Genomic DNA, 23,074 nt, shown 5'->3' on the forward strand with positions numbered 1-23,074 from the left:
CATGGAATCTTTTCGACGGCCGCGACGCCTGCGTGCTACGTCTGTGGTCAGAGAGCTCGTCGCCGAAACCCACCTGCGCCGTACCCAACTCATCCTTCCTATGTTCATTCGAGACGGGATCGACCATCCGGTTCCAATCGTCTCGATGCCTGGCGTGTTTCAACATTCGATTGCGAGTGCAAAGGAGGAGGCCGACAGGCTTCTGGAGGCTGGTGTCAGCAGTGTTCTGCTTTTTGGTGTGACCGACCGCAAGGACGAGGATGGAAGGTATGCCTGTCGAGGAGACTTTGTCCTCCAGCGTGGCATCGATGCGTTGAAGACCGCGTTTGGCGATGACCTTTTCGTCATCAGCGATCTGTGTCTCGATGAGTACACGACGCATGGACATTGTGGTGTACTCGACGCAAAGGGCAGAGTCGACAATGATCGTACCCTTGTTCGCTACCAAGAGCTGGCCCAGTCCTTGGCACAGGCGGGTGTCGATATGGTCGCTCCGTCGGGGATGATGGATCACCAAGTCGCGGCGATCCGGGAGGCACTTGATGCATGCGGTGCACCCGAGTGTGGCATCCTTGCTTATTCGGCAAAGTATGCCTCCGCGCTCTATGGTCCTTTTCGCGAGGCAGTGGACGTTGAGATAGCCGATGGTGGCGACCGGCGGGCCTATCAGCAGGATTACCGCAACCAACGGGAGGCGCTCCTCGAGGTCGAGCTGGATCTCGCAGAAGGTGCGGACATGGTGATGGTCAAACCCGCGTCGTTCTATCTCGATGTGATCGCGAAGGTCCGCCCAATCTGTCCAGTTCCACTGGTTGCCTACCAGGTCTCTGGTGAATATTCCATGATTGTGGCCGCATCCGATGCGGGTTTTATCGATCGACGCCAGACCGTACTGGAATCGCTGACAGCGATCGCCCGCGCCGGCGCGGACAGCGTTCTGACCTATTTTGCGAAGGAGGTTGCCCCGTGGCTTTGAAGAACGGAGAAGCGATGACGAACGAGACAGCTTTTGCACGAGCCTGTGCTGCTCTGGTGGGAGGCGTCAACTCCCCGGTGCGCTCCTTTGGAGCGGTGGGAGGTGTCCCGTTCTTCGTCCATGATGGTCAAGGTTCGTACATCACTGACGTGGAGGGCCGCCGGTACTTGGATTACGTCCAGTCCTACGGCGCCATCATCCACGGGCATGCCCATCCTGGGATCCTCTCGTCGCTACTGGAGGCTGCCCACCGTGGGACGACCTTCGGGGCTCCGACGCTTGGTGAGGTTGCACTCGCGGAGCTGATCAAGCAGAAGGTGGCCGGCGTAGATCTGGTTCGTTTGACCAGTTCTGGGACGGAGGCAACGATGACGGCCTTGCGTCTGGCGCGTGGGTTCACTGGCCGGTCCAAAATAATCAAGTTTGAAGGCTGCTACCATGGGCACTCTGACGCTTTGTTGGCGGCGAGTGGTTCAGGGGTGGCGTCGTTGGGGTTGCCGGCTTCAGTTGGTGTGACAACCGGAGCCGTGGCCGACACGATTGTGGTCCCCTATAACGAAGTTCCCGAGGTCGACGAGACGATCGCGGCCATCATTGTTGAACCGGTGGCGGCGAACATGGGACTGGTTCCCCCGAGTCCTGGCTTCCTTGCCGAGCTGCGCTCGCTGACCGAACAGGTGGGTGCTTTGTTGATATTTGATGAGGTGATCACCGGTTTTCGTGTTGCCGAAGGCGGAGCGTCTTCCCTGTTTGGCATCACGCCGGATCTGTGGTGCTTTGGCAAGGTGATTGGAGGTGGACTACCGGTCGGCGCAGTTGCGGGGCCTGAGCGCGTGATGGACCATCTCGCTCCCGTCGGCCCTGTCTATCAGGCCGGCACACTGTCGGGCAACCCGCTAGCCACCGCCGCAGGAGCAGCCGCGCTTCGCCTGCTGGACGTGGCGAGCTACCGGATGCTGACTGGCCGAGCTGAGCAACTCGAGGTTGGGCTTACCAAGGTGATCGAAGAGGCAGACCTTGCAGTTCAAATACAACGCGTCGGCTCACTCCTTGGAATCTTCTTTGCAGACGAGTCAGTTACGAATTACCAGCAAGCGGTTTCGTCCGTGCAGCGCGGGGTCTACCCGCACTTCTTTCATGCGATGCTCAAGCGAGGCATTGCGCTAGCACCAGGACCCTACGAGATTCTTTTTCCAGGGCTTGCGCACTCAGTTGACGACATTGACAAGACGATTGACATCGCGTCTGCGGCGGCAGCAGAGGCCCATGACCAGTGGCGTCGCGCGTCGTCTGGCACGTCTACATGACCACTGACGATGGTGGCTGTTAACAACACGGGTGTTCACGGCCAGTGTTGGCACCGTCGAGGTCAGCCAGATGGTTAGCCGGCCTGCTTTTCGCGCAGCTGCTGGGTCAGACGATAGATCTGTTCGATCCGTGCGGATGTGGTCGCCGACATGAGGTTAGCCATGATTGCCACCACCGGCGCCATCGTCTGCTTTGACCTCATCGTGAGCCACACGCCAGATGACATCAAGCGAGGGTTAGATATCGCCTTCACAAAAAGCCGTCCAGTGGCGTAGTACCCAGCGTAATGGGCATCGAGGGAGCGAGAGAACTCGACGATCGGCCTTGCATCGCCGGTGCCGAGGCTTTGGGTGATCGCGTCGGCCCCAAGCCGACCAGTCTCATAGGCATAGGAGATACCCTCGCCGTTGAACGGATTGATACTGGCGGCTGCGTCGCCTATCAAGAGATAGTTGGGGCCGGAGCGCGGGACGACGCTGAGGCCCATCGGCAATTTTCCACCGGTAGCGCCATTGGCCCCGAGGCCCGGAGGAAAGTGCCAATCGCGTTCGTTCTGGGAGACGAAGCGCTCAAGGGCGTGCGTGGTGTTCATTTTGCGCCAGCGTTGACTGTTAGATAGCAAACCGAAGCCGACATTGGCAGTGCCGTCTCCGGCCGGGAAGATCCATCCATAACCCGGGATGGTTGCGCCAGTTGCATCGCGGAGATCAAGATGTGACTCAATCCAGTCTTCGTCGCTTCGATCGGTGTCGTAGTATCCGCGAATCGCGAGGCCGAGCGGTTTCTTCAGGTCACGATGTGCACCAATCGATCGGGCAATCCGTGCGTTCGACCCCTCTGCCAGGACGTAGATCTTCGCCTTCAGACTGAGTTCATCCTGAGTATCGAGAACTCTGACACGAAGCGACTGGATGTGGCCGGCGTCGAGTGTTGCCTCTATCGCTTCATGGTGATAGAGGACGTTGGCCCCAACCTCACCAGCTCGTTCGAGTACTGCCTGGTCGAGGACGGACCTTCGCACGACGTAACCATAATCAGGGTAATTCGGAAGGCTAGGCCAGGGGAGCTCGTAGGCGCGGCCATGCGCAATCGCCCGCAAACCTAGATACTTGTGTTGTTGATCGAGCATTGCTTGTAGCCCCATGGCCTCAAGCTGAACGACGGCTCTTGGGGTGAGGCCGTCTCCACAGGTCTTGTCACGCGGGAATTGTTTCTTCTCGATGACGACCACCCGCACCCCGCGTATCGCGAGCCAATGGGCGGCCGCGGCACCGGAGGGGCCACCTCCGATTACTACGACATCGACTGACACCTCGTCTGCGGTATTTTTACTCACATCTTCCATCGTAGACCGAGCTCGCTGGTTATCTCTGGATTTCTCTTGGGCAAGCAGGAATCACCACCATAGATTGGAGGCGGATTTGCACGAGTGGGGCGAACCGTACCAAGATAGAAGTACGTGTGGGTGACAACCACGAACGCCTTTACAGTGATAGTGACAGAAATGAGGTGAGGTGGCTCAGTACCTTCCAATAGTCATCATGCTCGCGCTTGGTGGGCTCTTTGCGTCAGGCTCGTTTATCGCTTCGGGGCTCTTTGCTCCCCGAAGGCCCCATCGAGCAAAGTCCGCACCATACGAGTGTGGTATTGTTCCACGGACCGAGGTAGCCGAGCGGTTTCCCGTGCGCTTTTACCTGGTCGCCATGATCTTTATCATCTTCGATATCGAGATCATCTTTCTGTATCCTTTCGCTGCCGCCTCCGGTGAGCTCGGTACTTTCGGTGTGATCGAGATCGCCACTTTTGCACTGGTAGTCTTTGTTGCCTTTGCCTATCTTGTGGCGAATGGAGCCTTGAGCTGGGGGCCGACTCGCAGTGCGTCCTCTGGCTCGACGAGGGTCCCTGGTCGCGTCGATTTGAAGGAACTGACCGCCTCGATGGTCCGAGGGGGTCGCAACTGATGCCACTTGAAGACCTGAGTTACAACTTCCTGACCGGCAACGTAGAGAAGCTGGTTCAGTGGGCGCGTAAGGCCAGCGTGTGGCCTGCAACTTTTGGACTCGCCTGCTGCGCGATCGAGATGATGGCCAGCGGTGCAGCCGATTTTGATCTTGCTCGATTCGGCATGGAGGTTTTTCGGGCCTCGCCGCGTCAATCTGATCTGATGATCGTCGCTGGCCGAGTGTCACAAAAAATGGCACCGGTGCTGCGCCAGGTCTATGACCAGATGATGGAGCCCAAGTGGGTGATCTCGATGGGTGTCTGCGCCTCGACTGGTGGCATGTTCAACAACTACGCCATCGTCCAGGGCGTCGATCAGATCGTGCCCGTCGATGTTTATGCGCCTGGTTGTCCTCCCGGCCCAGAGACCTTGATGCACGCCATCTTGACGCTGCACCATCAGATCCAGACGGGCGAGATCCTTCGTCGTAGGGCCGCCGGCGAGAAGGGCACGACGGTCAAAATGATTGGCGAGCCAGCCACCACGAAGATGCTCGGAGGTGTCGAGGACCTTGTCTGATGTCATGGTTCTAGAGAGGTCCGCGTACCTCTCCACGGTGCAAGCACGCCACGACGAAGGTTATATCTACCTCGCTGATTTGACGTGTGTGGACTATCTCAATAACCCAACGCGAGACCTCGTGGATGGCGTGTCACTTGAGCGGTTCGAGTTGGTGGTCAATTTGCGGGCTTTCGCCCCTCCGGCTATCGTGCGACTTCGCGTTCAAGTGCCTGAACAAGACCCGCTCATGCCTTCGATCTTCGGGTTCTATCCGGGCGCTGAGGCGATGGAGCGAGAGGTGTTTGACCTGTTCGGTATTCGTTTTGAGGATCACCCTGACTTGACTCGCATCCTTTTGCCGGAGGATTGGGAGGGTCATCCGTTGCGCAAAGACTATGGGGTTGGTAGGGTTCCGGTGCAGTTCAAGGAGGTGAAGCGCAACCGATGACGAATGCTATCTATACGGTTATTCGCCCAGAGGGCGATAATCGGTTTGGATTGGTTCAGGAGACCTCGGAGGGACTTCAGGAGCTTGGTGATCGTTCAACCACCTCAGCGGCTGCACTCGCAAAGGAGATCGGCTCCACCCTGAGGATTCCCGAGGGCGAAGCGGAGCTCGAGGGCGATTCCGATGACGGACGCATGATCATCAACATGGGACCTCAACATCCGTCCACTCATGGCGTGCTGAGAATCATGCTCGAGATCGAGGGAGAGACGGTGCTGCGCTCCAAACCAGTGGTTGGTTACCTGCACACGGGCATGGAGAAGACCGCCGAGAATCTCACCTATCTCCAAGGGACCACCAACGTGACCCGAATGGACTACCTCTCGCCTCTCAACAACGAACTCGTGTTTTGTCTTGCGGCCGAGAGTTTGTTGGGCATCGAGCTCCCGGAGCGCGCGACCTGGATACGGATGCTCATGTCCGAGCTCAACCGCATTGCGTCGCACGTCATGTGGCTTGCTACCAACGGGATGGACCTTGGGTCCACGTCGATGATGATCTTCGGTTTTCGCGACCGCGAGATGGTACTTTCGTTCTTTGAAAAGACGTCCGGACTGAGGATGAATAACAACTACATCCGTGTCGGTGGGGTTGCGGCAGATTTGCCAGACGGCTGGGAGGATGACGTTACCGCAGTCATCGACACCATCGAAGCACGCACCCACGACTACGATGAGCTGATCACCGGTCAGCCGATCTTTCGTGAACGTGTAGTGGGCGTGGGTACACTCAGTCCCCAAGAGGCCGTAGCGCTCTCGGCATCAGGTCCGATTTTGCGGGCCTCGGGAGTCCCGTGGGATCTGCGCAAGGAGATGCCCTACCTCTTTTACGATCAGATTGATTTTGACGTCATCGTCGGGAGTGTTGGTGATACCTATGATCGGTATGCCGTGCGACTCTTCGAGATTCGTGAGTCGATTTCGATTGTGCGTCAAATCATCGACAGGATGCCCAGAGGCCCCTATCGCGCCTTAGATCCGAAGGTGACGCCGCCCCCGCGTGCTCGGATCGACGAGTCCATGGAGGCGCTGATCCATCACTTCAAGCTCTTTACCGAGGGTATCCGAATCCCCCCGGGTGAAAGCTATGTCGCTATTGAATCACCTCGAGGTGAGCTCGGATGCTATATGGTCTCCGATGGCTCGGCACGACCATTTCGCATGCATATTCGTGGGCCGTCGTTCGTCAATTTGCAGAGTCTTCCTGTGATGTTGCACGGTGGGTTGCTCGCCGACGCCGTTGCAGTGATTTCGTCAGTGGACCCGGTGATGGGAGAGGTGGATCGTTAAGTGGCGCGTTTCTCTGATGAGATGTTGAGCCGTGCGCAGGAGTTGGTGTCGCTCTATCCAGATCCTCGTTCGGCAACGATTCCGCTCTGTCATCTTGCCCAAGAACAGGATGGCTATGTGACCAATGAGGCGATGGAGCACATTGGTGAGCTCGTTGGCTCAAGCGCCGCAGAGGTCCAAGGTACTGCGTCATTTTATGACATGCTCAAGCTCGAGCCGGTCGGTCGGTACGTAGTGGGCGTCTGCACCAACATCGCTTGTATGTTGCGAGGGGCCTATGAGGTGCTCGAGGATGCGGAGGAGGTCCTGGGTGTACCGGTTGGTGGTACGACAGAGGATGGGCTTTTCACTCTCGAAGAGGTCGAGTGCATCGCACACTGTGATCGTGCACCGGCCGCTCAGGTGAACTATCGATACTTTGGTCCCCTCGATCGAGAGAGTTTACAAGATCTAGTCGCGACGTTGCGCAACGGTGATCTCGATCATGAGGTGCCTCCCCACGGGACGTTGATTCGTGTTCGTCGCGAGGCTCCACCGGTCGTACCGATGGAAGAGATCGATCGTGAGCGAGCGGAGGAAGGTCAGTGATAGAGCGAATCGTTGGTGCTCGTCTAGGTTACGAGGACTCGGAGACGCTAGAGCGCTTTCTAGCGACCGGGGGCGATCTCGGGCTGCGAAAGGCTGTTCTTGAGATGCGACCCGAGGAGGTCGCCGCTGAGGTGACGACCGCGAACCTGCTGGGTCGTGGTGGTGCTGGTTTTGAGGCTGGGCGTAAGTGGTCGATGTTGCGCAAGGCACCGCGACGCTATCTCGTGATTAACGGCGACGAGAGCGAACCTGCGACCTTCAAGGATCATCTCCTGGTAGAGCGCGATCCACATCAGCTGGTCGAAGGCGCCACCATCGCCGCTTATGCCATAGGTGCATCGTTGGTCGTCATCTACCTACGGGGAGAGTTCGCTCTTGGTCTTGAGCGTGTCCAGCAGGCGATCAACGAGGCCTATGCCAGAAACGCCCTCGGTCGGTCGATCTTCGGGTCGTCGTTCTCCGTCGATATCGTGCTGCAGCCAGGTGCTGGTGCCTATATTTGTGGTGAAGAGACCTCGCTGATTGAGTCCCTCGAGGGCAAGCGAGGGTTCCCGCGCATCAAGCCGCCCTACTTTCCGGCTGTCATCGGACTCTACGGGGAGCCGACGATCGTCAACAATGTCGAGACGGTCTCCAACCTGCCATGGATCGTCCAAAAAGGCGGGGCCGCGTTTAAGGCACTTGGCCAGGGGCGCTCGACTGGGACGAGGCTCTTCGCTCTCTCTGGGCAGGTAAAGCGACCCGGTCCCTACGAGGTCGAGATGACCAAAATCACCTTCCGCGACCTGATCTATGGTGATGACTACGGTCAGGGCCTCCTGCCTGATCGGTCGCTGATCGCCTTCATCCCTGGTGGTGTTTCCGCTCCATGGTTTTTCGAAGAACATCTCGATATTCCGCTTGGCCAAGACGAGGTTGCTCAGGCTGGTTCCATGTTGGGCTCGGGATCGGTAATCGTCATGGACGACACGTCGTGCCCGGTTCGCTCGGCATGGCGGATCGCTCGCTTCTTTGCCCGTGAGTCGTGTGGACAGTGCACACCGTGTCGCGAGGGTGGGGCCTGGATCGACAAGATTATGCGCCGCATTGAAGAGGGCGAGGGGAGAGAGGCTGATCTCGATCTTCTCTTGGATCTTTGTGACAACATCTCGCCAGGTATCAAGTGGCCACCAGCTCAGACCACCATTTGTGTTCTTGGGCCTTCGATCCCACCGTCGGTGAGTGCAGCCATCAACCATTTTCGTGATGATTTTCTCGTGCACATCAAGGAAGGACGGTGTCCTCATGCCTGACGAGTTGGTGACGGTTTCATTTGACGAACGTTCCTACGCTGTGCGTCAAGGGGTCAAGCTCATCGACGCTCTTGATGATGTAGGCATCCACGTACCGCGGTTCTGTTATCATCCACGGATGTCGGCGGTGGGCATGTGTCGCATGTGTCTCGTCGAGGTTAAGGGACCACGTGGAGTCTCGTTGCAGCCGTCGTGTTTCATCGACGTTGCCGATGGGATGGAGGTCTTCACGGAGTCGGACGCGGTGAAGAAGGCCCAACACGGCGTTCTCGAATTTCTGTTGGCCAACCATCCGCTCGATTGCCCAGTCTGTGACAAGGGGGGTGAGTGTCCGCTGCAGGACCAGGCCTTTGCTCACGGGTCAGGGGAGACGCGCTTCGTCGAAGAGAAGCGACACTATGCCAAGCCGATTCCGATCTCGCGACTTATCAAACTAGATCGTGAACGTTGCATCCAGTGTGATCGTTGCACGCGGTTTGCTGATGAGGTTGCAGGTGAACCGCTCATCGATTTTGCTGGTCGTGGCGGAGCTTTGCGAATCTCGACCTTTTCGAAGATTGATTTCGACTCCTACTTCTCTGGGAATGTTGCCCAAATCTGCCCTGTCGGCGCGCTGACCGCGACGCCATACCGGTTTAAGGCACGCCCTTGGGACTTGCTGCAGTCGGCCTCAACTTGCACGGCGTGTGACCTGGGTTGCCAAGTCAGTCTTCAGTCGAGCCAAAATGAACTGACGCGAATGCTGGGTGTCGACTCCGATGCCATCAATCACAGTTGGCTCTGTGATCGCGGTCGCTTCTCCACGAGCGAGATCAACAACACCGAGGCCCGCATTGCGCGCCCTCGGCTCAAGGACCAGGACCAGACCATCGAGGTGTCGTGGACGAAGGCGTTGCGTGCTGCGGCGCTCAGTATCAAGACGACCATCGATAAGCGCGGGGCCTCGGCAGTTGGTGTGATTTCCAACGCCTCGTTGACGCTGGAAAACACCTACGCTTGGGCACAGCTTGCGAGTAACGTGATTCGAACCAACGCCGTCGATGGAGCGGCTGATGTGCGCACGGACGCTCGGTTGTTGCTGGCCAATCCAGCGTCGATCAACGAAGCGCTGGCGGCGAAGAAGTTGCTCCTCTTTAACGTCGACCCCAAGAACGAGTTACCGGTGTTACACCTGCGTCTACGGGCTGCGATACGCTCGGGGCTCGAGGTGATTGAGGTCAACACCTCTCCAACCGATCTGACCCCAATTGTGGGTCGCTCGATCACGTTAGATCCGAGTCGTCTTGGGACCGTCATCGCCGAGGTTGGCCAGGCGGTTGGAGACGAGGACGGCGATGTTGTGGTGGTCGCAGGTTGTCGTGACCGCGGACTGGGAGCGGCACTCAATGCTCGATTACTCGCTGACCTCTTGGAGCGCCTGCCGCGGGCAAAGGTTTTGAGCGGAGTTGCTCGCGGGACCAATGCGTTGGCGGTTGGATTTAGCCCAAATGCACCCCAGGGGATTCGGGCATCGGATGGGGTGGTTCCGTCAATGGCGGCGGACGCCATCATTGCGGGTGCCCTCCGTGGTGATTTTGGCGTACTGGTCGTGCTCGACAGTGATATCGCCGAACTCGGATTGTCTGAAGCGGATCTCGAGCTGTTGGCACAGCGGGTTACGCTGATTGTCGCCAGCTCCTTTGAGTCGACCACGACCCGACATGCCTCCATCGTCCTCCCGCTGAGTGCGTTTGGCGAAGAGCAAGGATCGACTCTTAACATCGAGTGGCGCCACCTGCGTGTGGGCCGCCAGGTCGAGCCCGTCGGCCAGTCTCGGTCGGCATGGATGGTTGCGGCAGAGCTCGCCTCGATGCTCGGTGATGAGCTGCACTTCCTCACCTTGGCTGACATTATGCGCGAATTGAGTCAGTCGGGTGGGCTCCTTGAGGGGCTTAGCTACGAGTATTTTGCCGAGAGCCTGGACGGGCCGCTGTTGCCCCGGTCGCGCCACGAGGAGCGGGGTACCCCGCGCGTGCTCGATCCGATGGCTACTCCTGGTATCGCCTCTATCGACCGCCAAGGTGCCAATTTCGCAGCAGGGCGTGTTGTCGAGCCCACCTCGGCTACCGGCTATGGGTTGTCCGGTGGTGATTACCCGAAGGCACTAGCGGCCGGTGCTCGAGCTCTCGATTTGCCTGCGATCGCCCTTGACCCGCTTGCTGATGGAGAATATTGGCTGAGCCTAGTACCGCGACTCTATGATCCTTCTCCTGAACTGTTGGCGAATCCATTCCTCGCTGCGTCGGTTCGTGAACCGGTGTTGGCGCTGACGCCCAGACAGTGCGAGGAGTTGGGTCTACATGATATGGATCGTTGTCGAGTCAGTGGCGCCACCGACGTCGAACTCGTGGTCACCTGCACGAAGGAGGTCGAGCCATCGAGCGTTGGAGACGTCCGGGTGCTGGTGGTCAATGGTGTGACTCCGACGACACTTGGTCTGTTGGGGGAACAGCCTTGGATCAAAGTAAGAGTGGAGAAGATCAATGGGTAGAGATCCATTACTGGCGGGCCATATCGGATGGATCGTTGTTCTGATCGTCGTTATCAAAGTGATTGTCGCCTTCATCGTGATGATGGTGTCGGTTTTGCTTGCGATCTGGATCGAGCGCAAGGTCATCTCAGACATGCAGAACCGGATTGGTCCCAACAGAGCTGGGCCGTTCGGTATCCTCCAGAGCTTGGCTGACGGCATCAAGCTGTTCTTCAAGGAGGATCTCGTCCCCGAGCGCTCGGATAAGTTCATCTTCAAGCTCGCTCCGTATCTATCGCTGATCCCTGCGTTCTTGACCTTTACCCTGGTGCCGATTGGTGGCATCGTGCATATCTTTGGGCACACCACTGAGCTCCAGGTAGCCGATCCACCGATCGGTATTCTGTTGCTCCTCGCGATGTCGTCGATCTCGGTCTACGGTGTCATGCTGGCCGGTTGGTCTTCTGGGTCGAAGTATCCGCTGATTGGATCGGTGCGTGCTTCGGCGCAGATGATCTCGTATGAGGCTGCGATGGGCTTGTCAATCGCGTCAGTCGTGTTGTTGACCGGATCGCTCTCGACGCGCAACATGGTCAGCCAGCAACTGGGTACCTTCTTGGGTTTTATCCCTCATTGGAATATCATTCGACTCGGGGTCATCCCGTTCCTAGTCTTTATCATTGCGATCACCGCTGAGGTTAACCGACCGCCATTTGACCTTGTAGAAGCCGAACAAGAGCTCGTTGGTGGTTTCCATACCGAGTATTCCTCGATTCGTTTTGCGCTGTTTTACCTGGCGGAATACCTCAACACCATCACGATGTCGGCGATTATGGTCACCATGTTCTTCGGTGGTCCGGATGGGCCAGATCCGAGTTTTCTGCACTGGCTTTGGCCGATCATCTGGTTTATCGTCAAAACCGCCATCTTCTTTTTGATCTATGTCTGGTTTCGTGCGGCGCTTCCTCGGCTCCGATATGACCAGCTCATGGATCTCGGTTGGAAGGTCTTGATTCCGGTTATGCTGGTGTGGCTCCTGGTGGTGGCTGGTATGCGTGTGTCGCGTCCGCTTGGGTTTGCGCTCGTCGGCCTCGGCATCCTGGGGGGGTTGCTGTTGTACCGGGCGATTGCCGTGGGCCGGGCCCGAAGTACGACTCAGGAGTTGGCGCGCCCCTCACGTGCGCAACCGGCTCAGTTGGATCCACCACTCGATGGGAGGGAGGACCATGGGGATTCTTAGTGGCTTAGGAGGCTTCAAAGTAACCTTGAAGCAAGTGGGCGAGCCCCGGGTTACCCGGCAGTACCCAGAGGAGAAGCGTCCAAAACCGCCCCGTTTCCACGGGCGCCATGTACTGAATCGTTATCCAGATGGGATGGAGAAGTGCATCGGTTGCGAGCTCTGTGCTGGAGTTTGCCCAGCGCGATGCATCTACGTACGTGGAGCAGATAACGATCCGGATGCGCCGGTCTCGCCGGGGGAACGTTATGGGTTTGTCTATGAGATCAACTACCTGCGCTGCATTCACTGCGATCTCTGTGTCGAGGCGTGCCCGACCGAGGCCATCACCGAGTCCAAGATGTTTGAGTTCTCGTTTACCAGCCGGGAGGATGCTATCTACACCAAGGCTGAGTTGGTCGTCGACGAAGAAGGCCACCCTCGTCGTACGCCCTTCGAGGATTGGCATGACGACGATGAGGAAGATACGTCCGGGTGGGTTCGTGCCACGGCGCCGTCAGGCGACCCGAATTTTGAGGGTGTTGTTGGCTGGTCTGGCGAGCTGGGCCATGGAGTGCGCTTGCCAGAACGTGGTCAGTCGGATATCTCGGAGGACGAGATGTCAGCGGTGTTTCGGCTTCGCGATGTCTTAGCGGATCGAATCTCACGAAAGATCGGAGGAAAGGTCTGGTGATCGCTACTGTTATCTCGGTTCCCCAGCTCATCGTCTTTGTCGTCGCGGTCGTGATTATCGCCGTCGGTGGTGTTGGGCTCTTGAGCGCACGCTACCCGGTGCATGCGGCGTTGTTCCTTGTGATGACGCTCTTTGGGGTGGCGATTCTCTTTATTGAGGAGGGCGCCGAGTTTTTGGCGGCGGTGCAGGTTGTCGTGTACGCTGGCGCCGTGGTCGTTCTTTTCTTGTTCGTGATCATGCTGCTTGGCGTGGATCGAGAGGAGATTGCAAGCTTTGCCGGAGACACGGTCCGTATCGTGCTCGCTGGTGTAGGCGTGGTGTTGATTCTTGCGGAGCTCTTCATTGTTGCAACTGGCGCGTGGGCTACCGGGGCACACTCCGCGGCGGGCAAACTCGATGCCGGGTCCAACATCGGCGTGCTTGCACGCTCTGTCTTTACCACCTATCTACTGCCGTTCGAACTGACGGCGGCACTCTTGGTCATCGCAGTTGTCGGGGCCGTGATCTTGTCGGGCAGGATGAATGCGGCAACTGGGGTTACCGAACCGGCTCGTGGGGGAGAGAACCTGGAGGTAGAGCGGTGACAATTCCCGGGAGTTGGTACCTCGTCGTCGCGGCGTTGCTCTTTGGGTTAGGGACGTTCGGAGTGTTGACGCGGCGCAACGTGATCGTCATGTTCATGTCGGTCGAGTTGATGCTCAACGCCGTCAACCTGACGTTTGTGACGTATGCGAGAATGCTCAACGATGTCGGTGGGCAGATCGCGGTCTTTTTTGTGCTCGTCGTTGCGGCCGCTGAGGTGGTTGTTGGACTAGGAATCATTGTCGCAATTTTCCGTCATCGGGCCACCATTACCGTCGATGATATCTCGAGTTTGAAGGGCTAGACATGGTTGTTTTGGGTTTGGTGATCGGCTTCCCGCTGGTCGGGTTTCTTATCCTCCTGGCCTTTGGGAAGCGGATGGGGGATCCTGGGGCGGGTTGGTTCGGTACCATCGCGGTCGCCTCGAGTTTCATCGCGGCCATCGCAACATGGATCGTTCTCCTCACCAAGCATGGGTCCCACCGCACGCAGGTTCTTCATCTCTTTAGCTGGTTCCATGCCGGTGCGTTCCAGGTCAACTTCGCATTTCGAGCCGACCCTCTCTCGGTGGTGATGATCCTGTTCGTCACCGGGGTGGCTGCGCTGATTCATCTGTACTCGATTGGCTACATGAAACGTGATGCTCGGTTCCACCAGTTTTTCATCTACCTCAACCTGTTTGTGTTCTCCATGCTGGTCCTCGTTACCGCCAACAACCTGCCGTTAACCTTCCTCGGCTGGGAAGGTGTTGGCGCATGCTCATACTGGCTGATCTCATTTTGGTTTGAGCGACCCAGTGCTGCTTCCGCGGGCAAGAAGGCATTCATCATCAACAGGATTGGCGACATGGGGTTCATGCTCGGTACCTTCCTGGTATTTCTCAACTTCCATTCGGTCAGCTACTCGACGGTGTTACCTGAGGCACATCGACTTCCTACGGGAACGGCCGAGGCGATTGCACTGCTGTTCTTCTTGGCTGCGGCCGGTAAGTCTGCGCAGCTACCGCTGTTTACCTGGCTGTTAGACGCGATGGAAGGTCCGACCCCCGTGTCGGCACTCATCCACGCGGCGACGATGGTAACAGCAGGTGTTTACCTCATGGCAAGGCTTGCGCCAATACTGTCGCTAGCACATGCCGCCTCCTTTACGATCGCGATCATCGGTGTCATTACTGCGTTTGTAGCTGCCATGGCGGCGACGTCACAGACGGACATCAAGAAGATCGTGGCGTTTTCGACGGTCAGCCAGCTCGGTTACATGATGTTAGGTATTGGCACCGGAGCCTATGTCGCCGCCATCTTCTTGATGGTGACACACGCGTTCTATAAGGCGCTCATCTTCCTCTCGTCCGGTTCGGTTATTCACTCACTCGACAATGAACAGAGCATCCGTCGTATGGGCGCGTTGGCGAAGTTGATGCCGATAACCGCCTGGACCATGATTATCGCGTGGTTGTCCATCGCTGGCGTCCCGCCGTTCTCGGGTTTCTTCTCCAAGGGTTCTATTCTCGAGGACGCTTTTGGGCGCAATGAAGTACTGTGGGTAGTCGGTGTCGTGACTGCTCTTTTGACCGCCTACTACATGGGTCGATTGGTCTTTGTCGTGTTCTACGGCAATGCCCGGTGGCAGGAGGTTACCCATGGACATGAGCCGCACGAATCTCCTCGGGTGATGACGATCCCCCTCATCGTGTTGGCGGTGGCGGCGGCAATTGCTGGACTCCTTAACCTGCCCTATTCAGGCCTACGCTTTCTCCACGATTGGCTGTCACCGGTCTTTGGATCAGCGCTTGTGAACTATCCGCTCTCGACGTCGGAGAAGATCTTGCTGCCTGCTACTGATGCTGTGGTGGCACTGCTAGGCGTTTTCCTCGCATGGCGCTTGTGGAGGAGTCATTCGGAACGCAAAGCCCTCGAACCCACGGTGCTCTTTAAGGGCTGGTACGTTGACACCTTCTACGATCGAACCTTCGCTCGGGGAGGGACAGCGCTGGCCAAGCTTGGTGATCGAGTGGTGGATCCGACCATCATCGATGGAGCCGTTGGCGGGGTGGCATGGACCTTTCGTTGGATTGGAGGGCTCGGACGAAAAGTGCAGTCTGGGCTGGTGCGTAGCTACCTCCTGATCATGATCGCTGGGATAGTGGTCATACTGACTTATGTGCTCGTGGGCGCGGCGCGGTAGAGAGGAATTCGATGACCTTACTCGATTGGCTGATTGCACTTCCTGCACTTGGGGCGCTGGTGGTGCCCATGATGTCGCTGCCGCCGGAGAACCAGAAACTCATTCGCTACTTTGGGATTGCGATCTCGTTGGTTGAGCTCGCGCTCGCGATTGGCATGGCGGTGTCATTCAAGCTGCACACCAGCGGCTACCAGTTTGTCACCAAAGTTCACTGGATCGGTGCTTTTGGTATCGCCTGGTATTTGGGGGCGGACGGCATTTCGCTCGTCTTAGTCCTCTTGACGGCGGTTCTCTTTGCGATCGCCATGTTCGCGATGAAGGGTGTTAAAGATTATCGGGCCTATGTTGGATGGATGTTGCTCCTTGAGGCGGCGTGTATGGGGAGTTTTACCGCCCTTGACCTCTTCCTCTTCTTTGTCTTCTTCGAGTTGACTTTAGTTCCAAGCTATTTTCTCATCTCGGATTTCGGTTTGGGTGCCTCCGGGCGGGCTGCGATCAAATTCTTTGTGTACACCTTTGCCGGCTCGGCGTTTTTGCTGGTCGGGATCGTCTCCCTCGTTTTTATCCACGATCACCAGACCGGACATCTCACCTTCTCATTGCCAGCGTTGATGCACACCAGGTTGCCCAAAGATACCGCTATTTTGTTGTTCTTCGCGTTCGCGATAGCGTTCGCTGTGAAGACGCCGATTTTTCCGTTCCATACATGGTCGCCTGATACCTATCGTTCCGCTCCGATACCCGCAGTGGTCATTTTGGCTGGTGTGATGGCCAAGCTCGGCGCCTATGGCCTGATTAGGTTCGACCTCGAGCTCTTCCCGGCCACATCAAGAGAGCTCGCTTGGTTGATGCTCACCTTGGGGGTGGTTGGTATTCTTTACGGCGCGATTGTCGCGGCGGGAGAACGTGATCTGGGCCGAATGGTGGCGTACTCGTCGCTCTCACACATGGGGTTTATCGTTCTTGGAATCTTCGCGTTCTCCACAGAGGCGTTGTCGGGCGCCACACTCCAAATGGTCAACCATGGTATTTATACGGCGGCCATCTTCTTGTTGCTGGGGATGATTTACGAGCGGCGTGGAACGCTCGACATGAACAAACTTGGTGGCCTCCAGAAGAAGGCTCCAATCTTTGCAGCCGTGTTCATCCTGGTCGTGATGGGCATGATCGGACTCCCGGGCCTCAATGGATTCGTGGGCGAGTTCCTCATCTTGATCGGGACGTTCATCACCCACCGCTGGTGGGCAGTGGTCGCCGTGTTGGGGGTCGTGTTGAGTGCGGTGTATCTGCTCTGGGCCTATCAGCGAGTCTTCCACGGAGAGCTGAAGGACGATCGGAGCTTTCGCGACTTGGCTCCTCGTGAAGCGCTGTTGTTGTTGCCGCTGCTTGCGCTCATCGTCTTCCTTGGCATCTATCCGATACCGTTGTTGAATCGCATTAATCCAACCACATCGGCTATTGTCCACCACGTAGCCACAGCGCCTGCGCTCACGAATTCGGGGACGCCGTCGGCGGTGGTGTCAAGCGTAACTGGAGGGACAAAGTAGTGTTTGGGACCCTGGTGTCACAGTTGCCGATCAGGCTGCCAGCGATCTCGTATCAGGCGATTGCGCCAGAGATTATCCTGTTCGGTGCCGCGCTGGTCGTGTTGGCGCTCTCGGCTACGATCGGTCGACGGGAGCGTCCTGAGATCTATCGAGGGATCGGACTGCTTGCGGCCGCTGGAGAGGTGGCGTGGTCTGCTAATCTGTTGCGTTTGGTCGATAAGCACGGGCCATCGCTTGCTATTGCCGGTGCGATCTCCAACGATGGGTTTTCTGCCGTGGTGGCCATCATCGTCGGCGTTGCCCTTTTCTTGACGATGTTGATCGGACCTGGCTTTGTGGAGTCGGTGGCCGGCAGAGGACCCGAGTTCGCGACGCTTCTGCTGATCTCGGCGACCGGGGCTGTCGTGATGGCGCAGGCCAACGACCTGATCGTCATCTTTCTCGGGTTGGAGATTCTCTCGATTGCCCTCTACATCATGGTCGGCTTTCGATTGCGCGACGGACTCTCCCGGGAGGCGGCGTTTAAATACTTTATCCTTGGCGGATTCTCCTCTGCGGTGTTCCTCTACGGTGTTGCCCTCGTCTATGGCGCAACTGGTTCGACCGACCTGGTCAAGATCGGTGCCTTTCTCTCCTCCCACGTACTGATCAACAATGGAGTGCTGCTCTTTGGTATTGCGTTGATTTTGGTAGGTTTTGGCTTCAAGGTCTCTGCGGTCCCGTTCCACGTCTGGTCGCCCGATGTCTATCAAGGTGCGCCGACGTCGGTGACTGGTTACATGGCGGCGATGGCCAAGATCGCGGCCTTTGCGGCGTTGCTTCGGGTGTTGACCGTCGCATTCCATCTACAACTGGACTACTGGCGTCCGATCGTGATCGCACTTGCGATTCTATCGTTGTTCTTTGGTGCCGTTTTTGCCTTGCGCCAGCGCGAGATCAAGCGGATGCTGGCCTACTCCTCCATCAATCATGCCGGGTTTATCCTTCTCGGGGTCTTGGCTGCCACCAGTGGCGGCGTCCGTGATTCACTGTTCTACCTCGCCGCCTACTCGGTGATGGTGATCGGAACCTTCGGATTGATCTCTTTGGTGCAACTCGACCTCAACAAGACAGAGGGTGGACTCTCGCTGGGAGACGTGCGTGGGCTAGGACGGCGGCGGCCGGCTGTCGCGGTGTTGTTAGCGATCTTGGTGCTGGCCCAGGCTGGTGCTCCCTTCACCAGCGGATTTATCGCCAAGTTCTCCGTCATCACTGCCGTGATCTCGGTGAATGAGTACTGGATTGCAGTGGTTGCGATGGTGACCGCAGCCATCGCGGTGGCGTTCTACCTACGGCTGACGCTCGCTCTGTTTGCAAGAGACGATGCCGAGGTCGGAGCTGGAGATGCACTCTACCCAGCCGTTGTCCGAGGTGGCAGCGATGAGGGCAGCCGATTGTCGCGGGCTTCGCTGGTTCCGATTTGGATTGGCATTTGGGCTTCTGTTGCGATCACCGTTTTTTTCGGAGTGTTCCCTACGTTGTTGTTGAACCTTGTTGGGAAGGGGAAGATCTTCTATTAGCACCTTGACGCGATCTCTGATAGCTGATCGCCGACGAGGGCTCCTGTTGGCCGTGCTTGAATCTCTTGGTGGGGCGCAGGTGGCGAGTGGTGCTGGTACCGGTTCGACGTTGTTGGCAAAGTGTCCCCAGATGCGTGCGTGAAGATGAGCACAGCAAGACACAAGGTGTGGGCATTGGTGCAGCGAGGGGTCCCCGTTGGTGGTGTCGGGGTTGTCGCCGGGGTCAGCGTCGCCTTGTTTCATTGGTCGTTGTATGGGCTCAATGGTCTTCTTGATGGACTCATAGGGGTACACCAGCTGGTCTCACTCCAGCAGACAACTCGGTTGTTGGGTTCACGTCTTGTGCTGGTGCCGCTGGTGATCTTTGTCGCCCTCGCGATCAGCAAGGTGGTCGCCACCAAGTCCGGTGTCGCGAAACGTCGAGAACGCGGAGCTGACCGTGTCATCGAGGTCGTCAACGGCGCTGAGGTGGTGCTTCCCATCGGTGAGGCCTTGGGAACGGCCATCGCCGGGGTTATCGCACTTGGACTCGGTGTCTCCGGTGGTCCAGAGGGGCCAATCGCCATGTTGGTCGGTGGTCCTATCGTAAACCTGGCCAAGAGGTTTGGGGTTGGGGAACGTGAGATTCGTATCCTCGTGGCGGTTGGGGTCGGAGCTGCGTTAGCTACCTTGTTTCGCGCGCCGCTCGCTGGTATCCTGCTCGCTGGCGAACTCTTCGTGCTTGACGGCTTCGTCGGTGCGGTGATTGTCCCAGGGCTCTTCGTGGTGGCGATCACCTGGTTTGTCGATTCCCTTCTGGTGGGTAATGCACCGTTGATCGGTGATCTGCACCTTGGTAACTTTCACCTTGAGGCCTATGTCAGCGCCATCGGCATCGGAGTGCTTTCCGGGCTGTTGGGTCTTTTGTATCGCTGGTGGGTCGGCGTGGTGAGCCCGAAGCTCACCGGGTTTTCTCGGTTGAGTTTGCTACGGTGGTTTGGCGTCGCTATCGCGGTGAGCGTCCTAACGACCGGCGTAGCCTTAGTAGCGCCTGAGGTTCTTTCAACTGGGACAAACTGGATACGACTGGTCGCGCTCTTTGGCCACGATTCAAGCGTCTGGCCGTTGTGGATCTTGCTCTTGGTCCCATTGGGTCGAATCATCTTGACAGGATCGAGCCTTTCGGCGGAGGCACCAGTTGGGGTCTTGGGCCCTGCGCTGATCATCGGAGCCTTCGGTGGGGCAGCACTCTGGCGTCTGGCGGCGTTGGCGCACCTGTCTATCACCTTCGGCACCGCCGAACTGTTTGTGATCCTGATGTTCGCGGCGGTTTTCGGCTCGATCGGTCGAATCCCACTCTCGATGATCGTGATTGCGATCGAAGTTACCGGCTCGGTCGCGATTGCACCATTGGTGACCGTAGCGATTGGTGTGGCGGTGTTTCTCGTTCGCCAGCGAGGGATGACCATCTTTGGATCCCAGGCGTTGCCTGGGAAGGGTCCGCTGTCACCGCTCGTTTGAGAGGGCCGGGGCTGGCGGGTTGGTCGGTGTATCGGTGAGAAACCGACCGATTACCGGGAGATCCCACAGCGACTCGGCCTTGCTAGCGGCGATCGCGATAACTGGCAGGTTCTCGATGTTGTCAACGACGAGATATCGTGCGAGCCAATGGGGATCGAATTTTGCGTTGAAGTGCCAGAGGGATTCGATCTGCATCGACTCAGAGAGTCGACCGAGGACCCAACGCTCGACGCGGGATGGGAACCCAGAGCCACCGCGCTCTCCGGCTAGCACCGCCCGCATGGCGGCAAAGTTGAGGCTGAGTGCCTGGTAGCCTCGATCACCAAGCTGGCGAATGGTCTCGACGATCAGCAGATCGAACATCCCATTGGGATGTTCGGCGAGATCGCGACGCATCAGGTCGAGCGAGAAGCCATTGACCGCCGGTGCCGGCACCCATTGGCAAAAGCCAGTGATCTTGTGCTCCTTATCACGGCAGACACTCATTAACAGATCGGTGTCTCGGGGGTCGAAGATACGCCCTAGGGTCATCGAAAAGCCACGTTCTCGATCGCCACGTCGTGAGGCCGCCATGATCGTGAGAATTTGTTCGCGGTCGCTGGTCGATAGTTCATTGGGATTCGCGAGTTCTACAGAGTATCCATAGTTTTTCATTCGGTTGACGGCTTGCCGTAGGCTCTTGTGACGCTTGCCAGCGAGGTCAAGTTCGCCGAGGGTGACGATTGCCTCGTCGCCGATGTAATAGCTGTGCATGTTCAGCGCCTGATAAGTGGCTTGCCACTCGGCGCTTGCGCCGAGCACTGCGACCGCACGACCTTGACGTCGCATCTCGGTGAAGAACTCCACAAAGGCGAGACGAGCATTTGATTTCGGTCCGATTGGATCTGGTGACACGATGACGGTCGATCCAAAGAGTCCGTAGGCGATCATGACGCCGTGACGTACCCAGTGTGCCTTGTCGTCACGGAGTGCGAAGTAGTCGAGCGTGCCTTGAGGATGCGTCGAGAGGATACGTGCGAGACCGGTTAGCCCCGGTGCTGCCCGCCCTTCGAGGTGCACGCGACTCGAGAATGGGGCTACGAGTGTCCACAGTGCGATTAGCGCGAGGACGAACATCGAGAGCTGAAGCGCGTCGCGTAGATACGGATGCTCAAAGGGTAGCGGTGCCGACGATGAGAGCCCGATCGATACGGCGATGACGTGGGCAATGGCGTTTACGGGCCGGTAGGGGCGATTGCGGTGGAAGAGGAGGTGGGCCACTATGGTGGCGACGTCGGCAACTGCCCAGAGGAGGAGTGCTGCCACCATCAGCCTTACGAGCCGTAGTAGATTCGGCCTTGCCGGTGTCGGTTGGTCAAAGGCGCGGTGTTTGATGATCAGTACCGCAAGGACGACCCCAATGACGACTAAAGCGAGTAGGTCGCCGCCGCGTGCGAGGTTGGCCGCAAAGGCGATGACACCGACGCCGATGGTGATCTGCAAGGACCGTCGGCGACCGGCGTGGAGACCGAGGGCCACAGCTATCATTCCCACGCCGGCCGCTGCGGCCAACGCGTTGGCGTAGCCACGGATAAACGGTGCGACGTTGGGGAACAGCTCCGAGACGAGCTGAAGATGTCGGTGCAGGGTCGGGATCAGTGTGGTGGTGAGCTCGACGACACCTCCAACAAATACGATCAAGGCGCTAAGGCGACGAAAGCGCAGTTTGGCATCCTTCAGGGCAGTTGCGATCGGCGAGTAGGCGGGGCCGTCAGGCGCGAGAGCTCTTAGTTGCGCAGTGGGCTTCTGTAGATCGCTGGTGACCAGAAACTTAATCAAGCGGGAGGGCGTGGTCAGACGCTGATGCGACCAGAGGCTCAGACGTAAGGTGGCACCAGGTTCGATCTCAATCCAGGACGCGTTGGTCCGTTTCAGGTAGAGCGAGGGAAGGGGTAGCCGTGTGGGAGTACGGTTGACCGATTGGGCAAAATTGCCAGGACTTGCAAAGATGCCACCGCCAACTACGAGGAGTTCGGCCGAACGGGTGGCGCCGCTGATGAGACCGTCGTAGCCTTGTTGGGAGAGTTCGTCGAGTCGTCGACGCTCGTCGGCGTTGGGATCGGCGGTACGCGTTGCGATATCGAGGGGTGCATCGAGGATGCGCAACAGCGAACGACTGGTGAGCGCTGAAACGGTAACTGCGAGGCCAATGTCGAGCAGGATCGTTAGCGTGATCAGCTCGGCGTTGCTGAGGAGTGATGGTGACCGATGGTTCAGGGTAGCTGTGTCAAATACGACCAGCAGGCGCACGGCCCAGATAACCAGTAACGGGATCGTGATCCAGGCCAACATCAGACGCATGCGTCGATAGAAGGAACGTGAGGCGACATAGCGGGCGATCGAGGCATCGGGATCGAGATCGGTGGCGTCGCGAAAGCGTGGCCCTTTTTGGGTAAGCCGCTCGAGAATCGTGGTTCGTGGATCCAAGGGGACGGGTAGCGGCTTGCCTGGATCGACTAGGAGGCGCTGCGAGCCTTGGCTGTCGTAGAGGATCTCAAGGCTGGAACAGAGCGCGAGTGTGCCTTCTGTTTGCTGGTAGGCCGCCGCATGGGGTTGCAGCGCTTGACAATCATTGTCCGGTATGACGAGGTAGGTCAATCTTCGACGATTGAGTACCGACGCCATCAGCTCTCCGTTCGAGAAAACCTCCGCGGTTGGCGCGTGGCCACAGATGATGACGATGTCATCGGCGCTGAGTGCACCGGTCGCCAAACGTAGCTCCAAGTCGAGATCGTTCGGCGGGTGCTCAAGCAGCGCACTAGACAGGACAACGGCCCGTT

Annotated in this window: 19 protein-coding genes; 17 read left to right on the forward strand and 2 right to left on the reverse strand. The window is 57.9% G+C overall.

All coding sequences use genetic code 11. The features are described 5' to 3' along the window. Position 1: 1 nt before the first annotated feature. Together hemB and hemL are read left to right on the forward strand one after the other, a co-directional pair. A complete protein-coding gene (hemB, locus tag MP439_00230) occupies positions 2-976 on the forward strand; it encodes a porphobilinogen synthase (protein ID MCI2974501.1) in 975 nt (324 codons plus the stop codon). Further along, positions 967-2,283, forward strand: coding sequence for a glutamate-1-semialdehyde 2,1-aminomutase (gene hemL / locus MP439_00235; protein MCI2974502.1), 1,317 nt, complete (start codon positions 967-969; stop codon positions 2,281-2,283). Before hemB ends, hemL begins: the two co-directional genes overlap by 10 nt. A gap of 74 nt (positions 2,284-2,357) precedes the next feature. On the opposite strand, the gene MP439_00240 is transcribed toward hemL, so the two are convergent. Then, a complete protein-coding gene (locus MP439_00240) occupies positions 2,358-3,620 on the reverse strand; it encodes a geranylgeranyl reductase family protein (GenBank protein MCI2974503.1) in 1,263 nt (420 codons plus the stop codon). A gap of 178 nt (positions 3,621-3,798) precedes the next feature. Here MP439_00240 and ndhC point away from each other — a divergent pair, with 178 nt between their 5' ends. The 15 genes from ndhC to MP439_00315 all read left to right on the forward strand — a co-directional run bounded on the left by ndhC (position 3,799) and on the right by MP439_00315 (position 20,255). Next, positions 3,799-4,245 carry an NADH-quinone oxidoreductase subunit A gene (gene ndhC, locus MP439_00245; protein MCI2974504.1) on the forward strand — a complete coding sequence of 149 codons (447 nt, stop codon included), beginning with the start codon at positions 3,799-3,801 and terminating at the stop codon, positions 4,243-4,245. Further along, on the forward strand, positions 4,245-4,805 hold the full coding sequence (locus MP439_00250; protein ID MCI2974505.1) for an NADH-quinone oxidoreductase subunit B: 561 nt from the start codon (positions 4,245-4,247) through the stop codon (positions 4,803-4,805). The genes ndhC and MP439_00250 overlap by 1 nt, the downstream gene beginning before the upstream one ends. Further along, positions 4,786-5,235: an NADH-quinone oxidoreductase subunit C gene (locus MP439_00255; GenBank protein MCI2974506.1), complete on the forward strand. Its 450-nt coding sequence runs from the start codon at positions 4,786-4,788 to the stop codon at positions 5,233-5,235. Before MP439_00250 ends, MP439_00255 begins: the two co-directional genes overlap by 20 nt. Then, on the forward strand, positions 5,232-6,584 hold the full coding sequence (locus tag MP439_00260) for an NADH-quinone oxidoreductase subunit D (protein ID MCI2974507.1): 1,353 nt from the start codon (positions 5,232-5,234) through the stop codon (positions 6,582-6,584). Before MP439_00255 ends, MP439_00260 begins: the two co-directional genes overlap by 4 nt. Further along, positions 6,585-7,172 (forward strand): NAD(P)H-dependent oxidoreductase subunit E, encoded by a 588-nt coding sequence (locus tag MP439_00265; protein MCI2974508.1) that lies wholly within the window; start codon positions 6,585-6,587, stop codon positions 7,170-7,172. Next, positions 7,169-8,464 (forward strand): NADH-quinone oxidoreductase subunit F, encoded by a 1,296-nt coding sequence (locus tag MP439_00270; GenBank protein ID MCI2974509.1) that lies wholly within the window; start codon positions 7,169-7,171, stop codon positions 8,462-8,464. The genes MP439_00265 and MP439_00270 overlap by 4 nt, the downstream gene beginning before the upstream one ends. Further along, a complete protein-coding gene (gene nuoG, locus MP439_00275) occupies positions 8,457-10,994 on the forward strand; it encodes an NADH-quinone oxidoreductase subunit NuoG (GenBank protein MCI2974510.1) in 2,538 nt (845 codons plus the stop codon). The genes MP439_00270 and nuoG overlap by 8 nt, the downstream gene beginning before the upstream one ends. After that, the gene (gene nuoH / locus MP439_00280; protein MCI2974511.1) at positions 10,987-12,213 is read left to right on the forward strand and encodes an NADH-quinone oxidoreductase subunit NuoH; all 1,227 of its coding nucleotides are present in this window, start codon (positions 10,987-10,989) and stop codon (positions 12,211-12,213) included. Before nuoG ends, nuoH begins: the two co-directional genes overlap by 8 nt. Positions 12,214-12,247: 34 nt before the next feature. Next, complete coding sequence (gene nuoI / locus MP439_00285) at positions 12,248-12,883, forward strand: NADH-quinone oxidoreductase subunit NuoI (GenBank protein ID MCI2974512.1); 636 nt, start codon at positions 12,248-12,250, stop codon at positions 12,881-12,883. Further along, complete coding sequence (locus MP439_00290) at positions 12,880-13,467, forward strand: NADH-quinone oxidoreductase subunit J (protein MCI2974513.1); 588 nt, start codon at positions 12,880-12,882, stop codon at positions 13,465-13,467. The genes nuoI and MP439_00290 overlap by 4 nt, the downstream gene beginning before the upstream one ends. 2 nt (positions 13,468-13,469) lie before the next feature. After that, a complete protein-coding gene (nuoK, locus tag MP439_00295; protein MCI2974514.1) occupies positions 13,470-13,769 on the forward strand; it encodes an NADH-quinone oxidoreductase subunit NuoK in 300 nt (99 codons plus the stop codon). A gap of 2 nt (positions 13,770-13,771) precedes the next feature. Continuing rightward, positions 13,772-15,649, forward strand: a complete 1,878-nt coding sequence (gene nuoL, locus MP439_00300; protein ID MCI2974515.1) for an NADH-quinone oxidoreductase subunit L — start codon at positions 13,772-13,774, stop codon at positions 15,647-15,649. Positions 15,650-15,660: 11 nt separating this feature from the next. Further along, positions 15,661-17,196, forward strand: coding sequence for an NADH-quinone oxidoreductase subunit M (locus MP439_00305; GenBank protein MCI2974516.1), 1,536 nt, complete (start codon positions 15,661-15,663; stop codon positions 17,194-17,196). After that, complete coding sequence (locus MP439_00310) at positions 17,196-18,755, forward strand: NADH-quinone oxidoreductase subunit N (protein MCI2974517.1); 1,560 nt, start codon at positions 17,196-17,198, stop codon at positions 18,753-18,755. The genes MP439_00305 and MP439_00310 overlap by 1 nt, the downstream gene beginning before the upstream one ends. Before the next feature lie 144 nt (positions 18,756-18,899). Next, positions 18,900-20,255: a chloride channel protein gene (locus MP439_00315; protein ID MCI2974518.1), complete on the forward strand. Its 1,356-nt coding sequence runs from the start codon at positions 18,900-18,902 to the stop codon at positions 20,253-20,255. On the opposite strand, the gene MP439_00320 is transcribed toward MP439_00315, so the two are convergent. Next, entirely contained in the window at positions 20,241-23,018 is a 2,778-nt protein-coding gene (locus MP439_00320; protein MCI2974519.1) for a phosphatidylglycerol lysyltransferase domain-containing protein, read from the reverse strand. The genes MP439_00315 and MP439_00320 overlap by 15 nt on opposite strands. Between the last annotated feature and the right edge of the window lie 56 nt (positions 23,019-23,074).

It is taken from the genome of Ferrimicrobium sp. (assembly GCA_022690815.1).
Taxonomy (GTDB): Bacteria; Actinomycetota; Acidimicrobiia; order Acidimicrobiales; family Acidimicrobiaceae; genus Ferrimicrobium.

Coding starts and splice junctions, on each gene's coding strand:
- MP439_00315 (MCI2974518.1), top strand. CDS start 18,900: ATGAGCACAGCAAGACACAAGGTGTGGGCATTGGTGCAGCGAGGGGTC.
- nuoH (MCI2974511.1), top strand. CDS start 10,987: ATGGGTAGAGATCCATTACTGGCGGGCCATATCGGATGGATCGTTGTT.
- MP439_00260 (MCI2974507.1), top strand. CDS start 5,232: ATGACGAATGCTATCTATACGGTTATTCGCCCAGAGGGCGATAATCGG.
- nuoG (MCI2974510.1), top strand. CDS start 8,457: ATGCCTGACGAGTTGGTGACGGTTTCATTTGACGAACGTTCCTACGCT.
- MP439_00250 (MCI2974505.1), top strand. CDS start 4,245: ATGCCACTTGAAGACCTGAGTTACAACTTCCTGACCGGCAACGTAGAG.
- nuoL (MCI2974515.1), top strand. CDS start 13,772: ATGGTTGTTTTGGGTTTGGTGATCGGCTTCCCGCTGGTCGGGTTTCTT.
- hemB (MCI2974501.1), top strand. CDS start 2: ATGGAATCTTTTCGACGGCCGCGACGCCTGCGTGCTACGTCTGTGGTC.
- MP439_00305 (MCI2974516.1), top strand. CDS start 15,661: ATGACCTTACTCGATTGGCTGATTGCACTTCCTGCACTTGGGGCGCTG.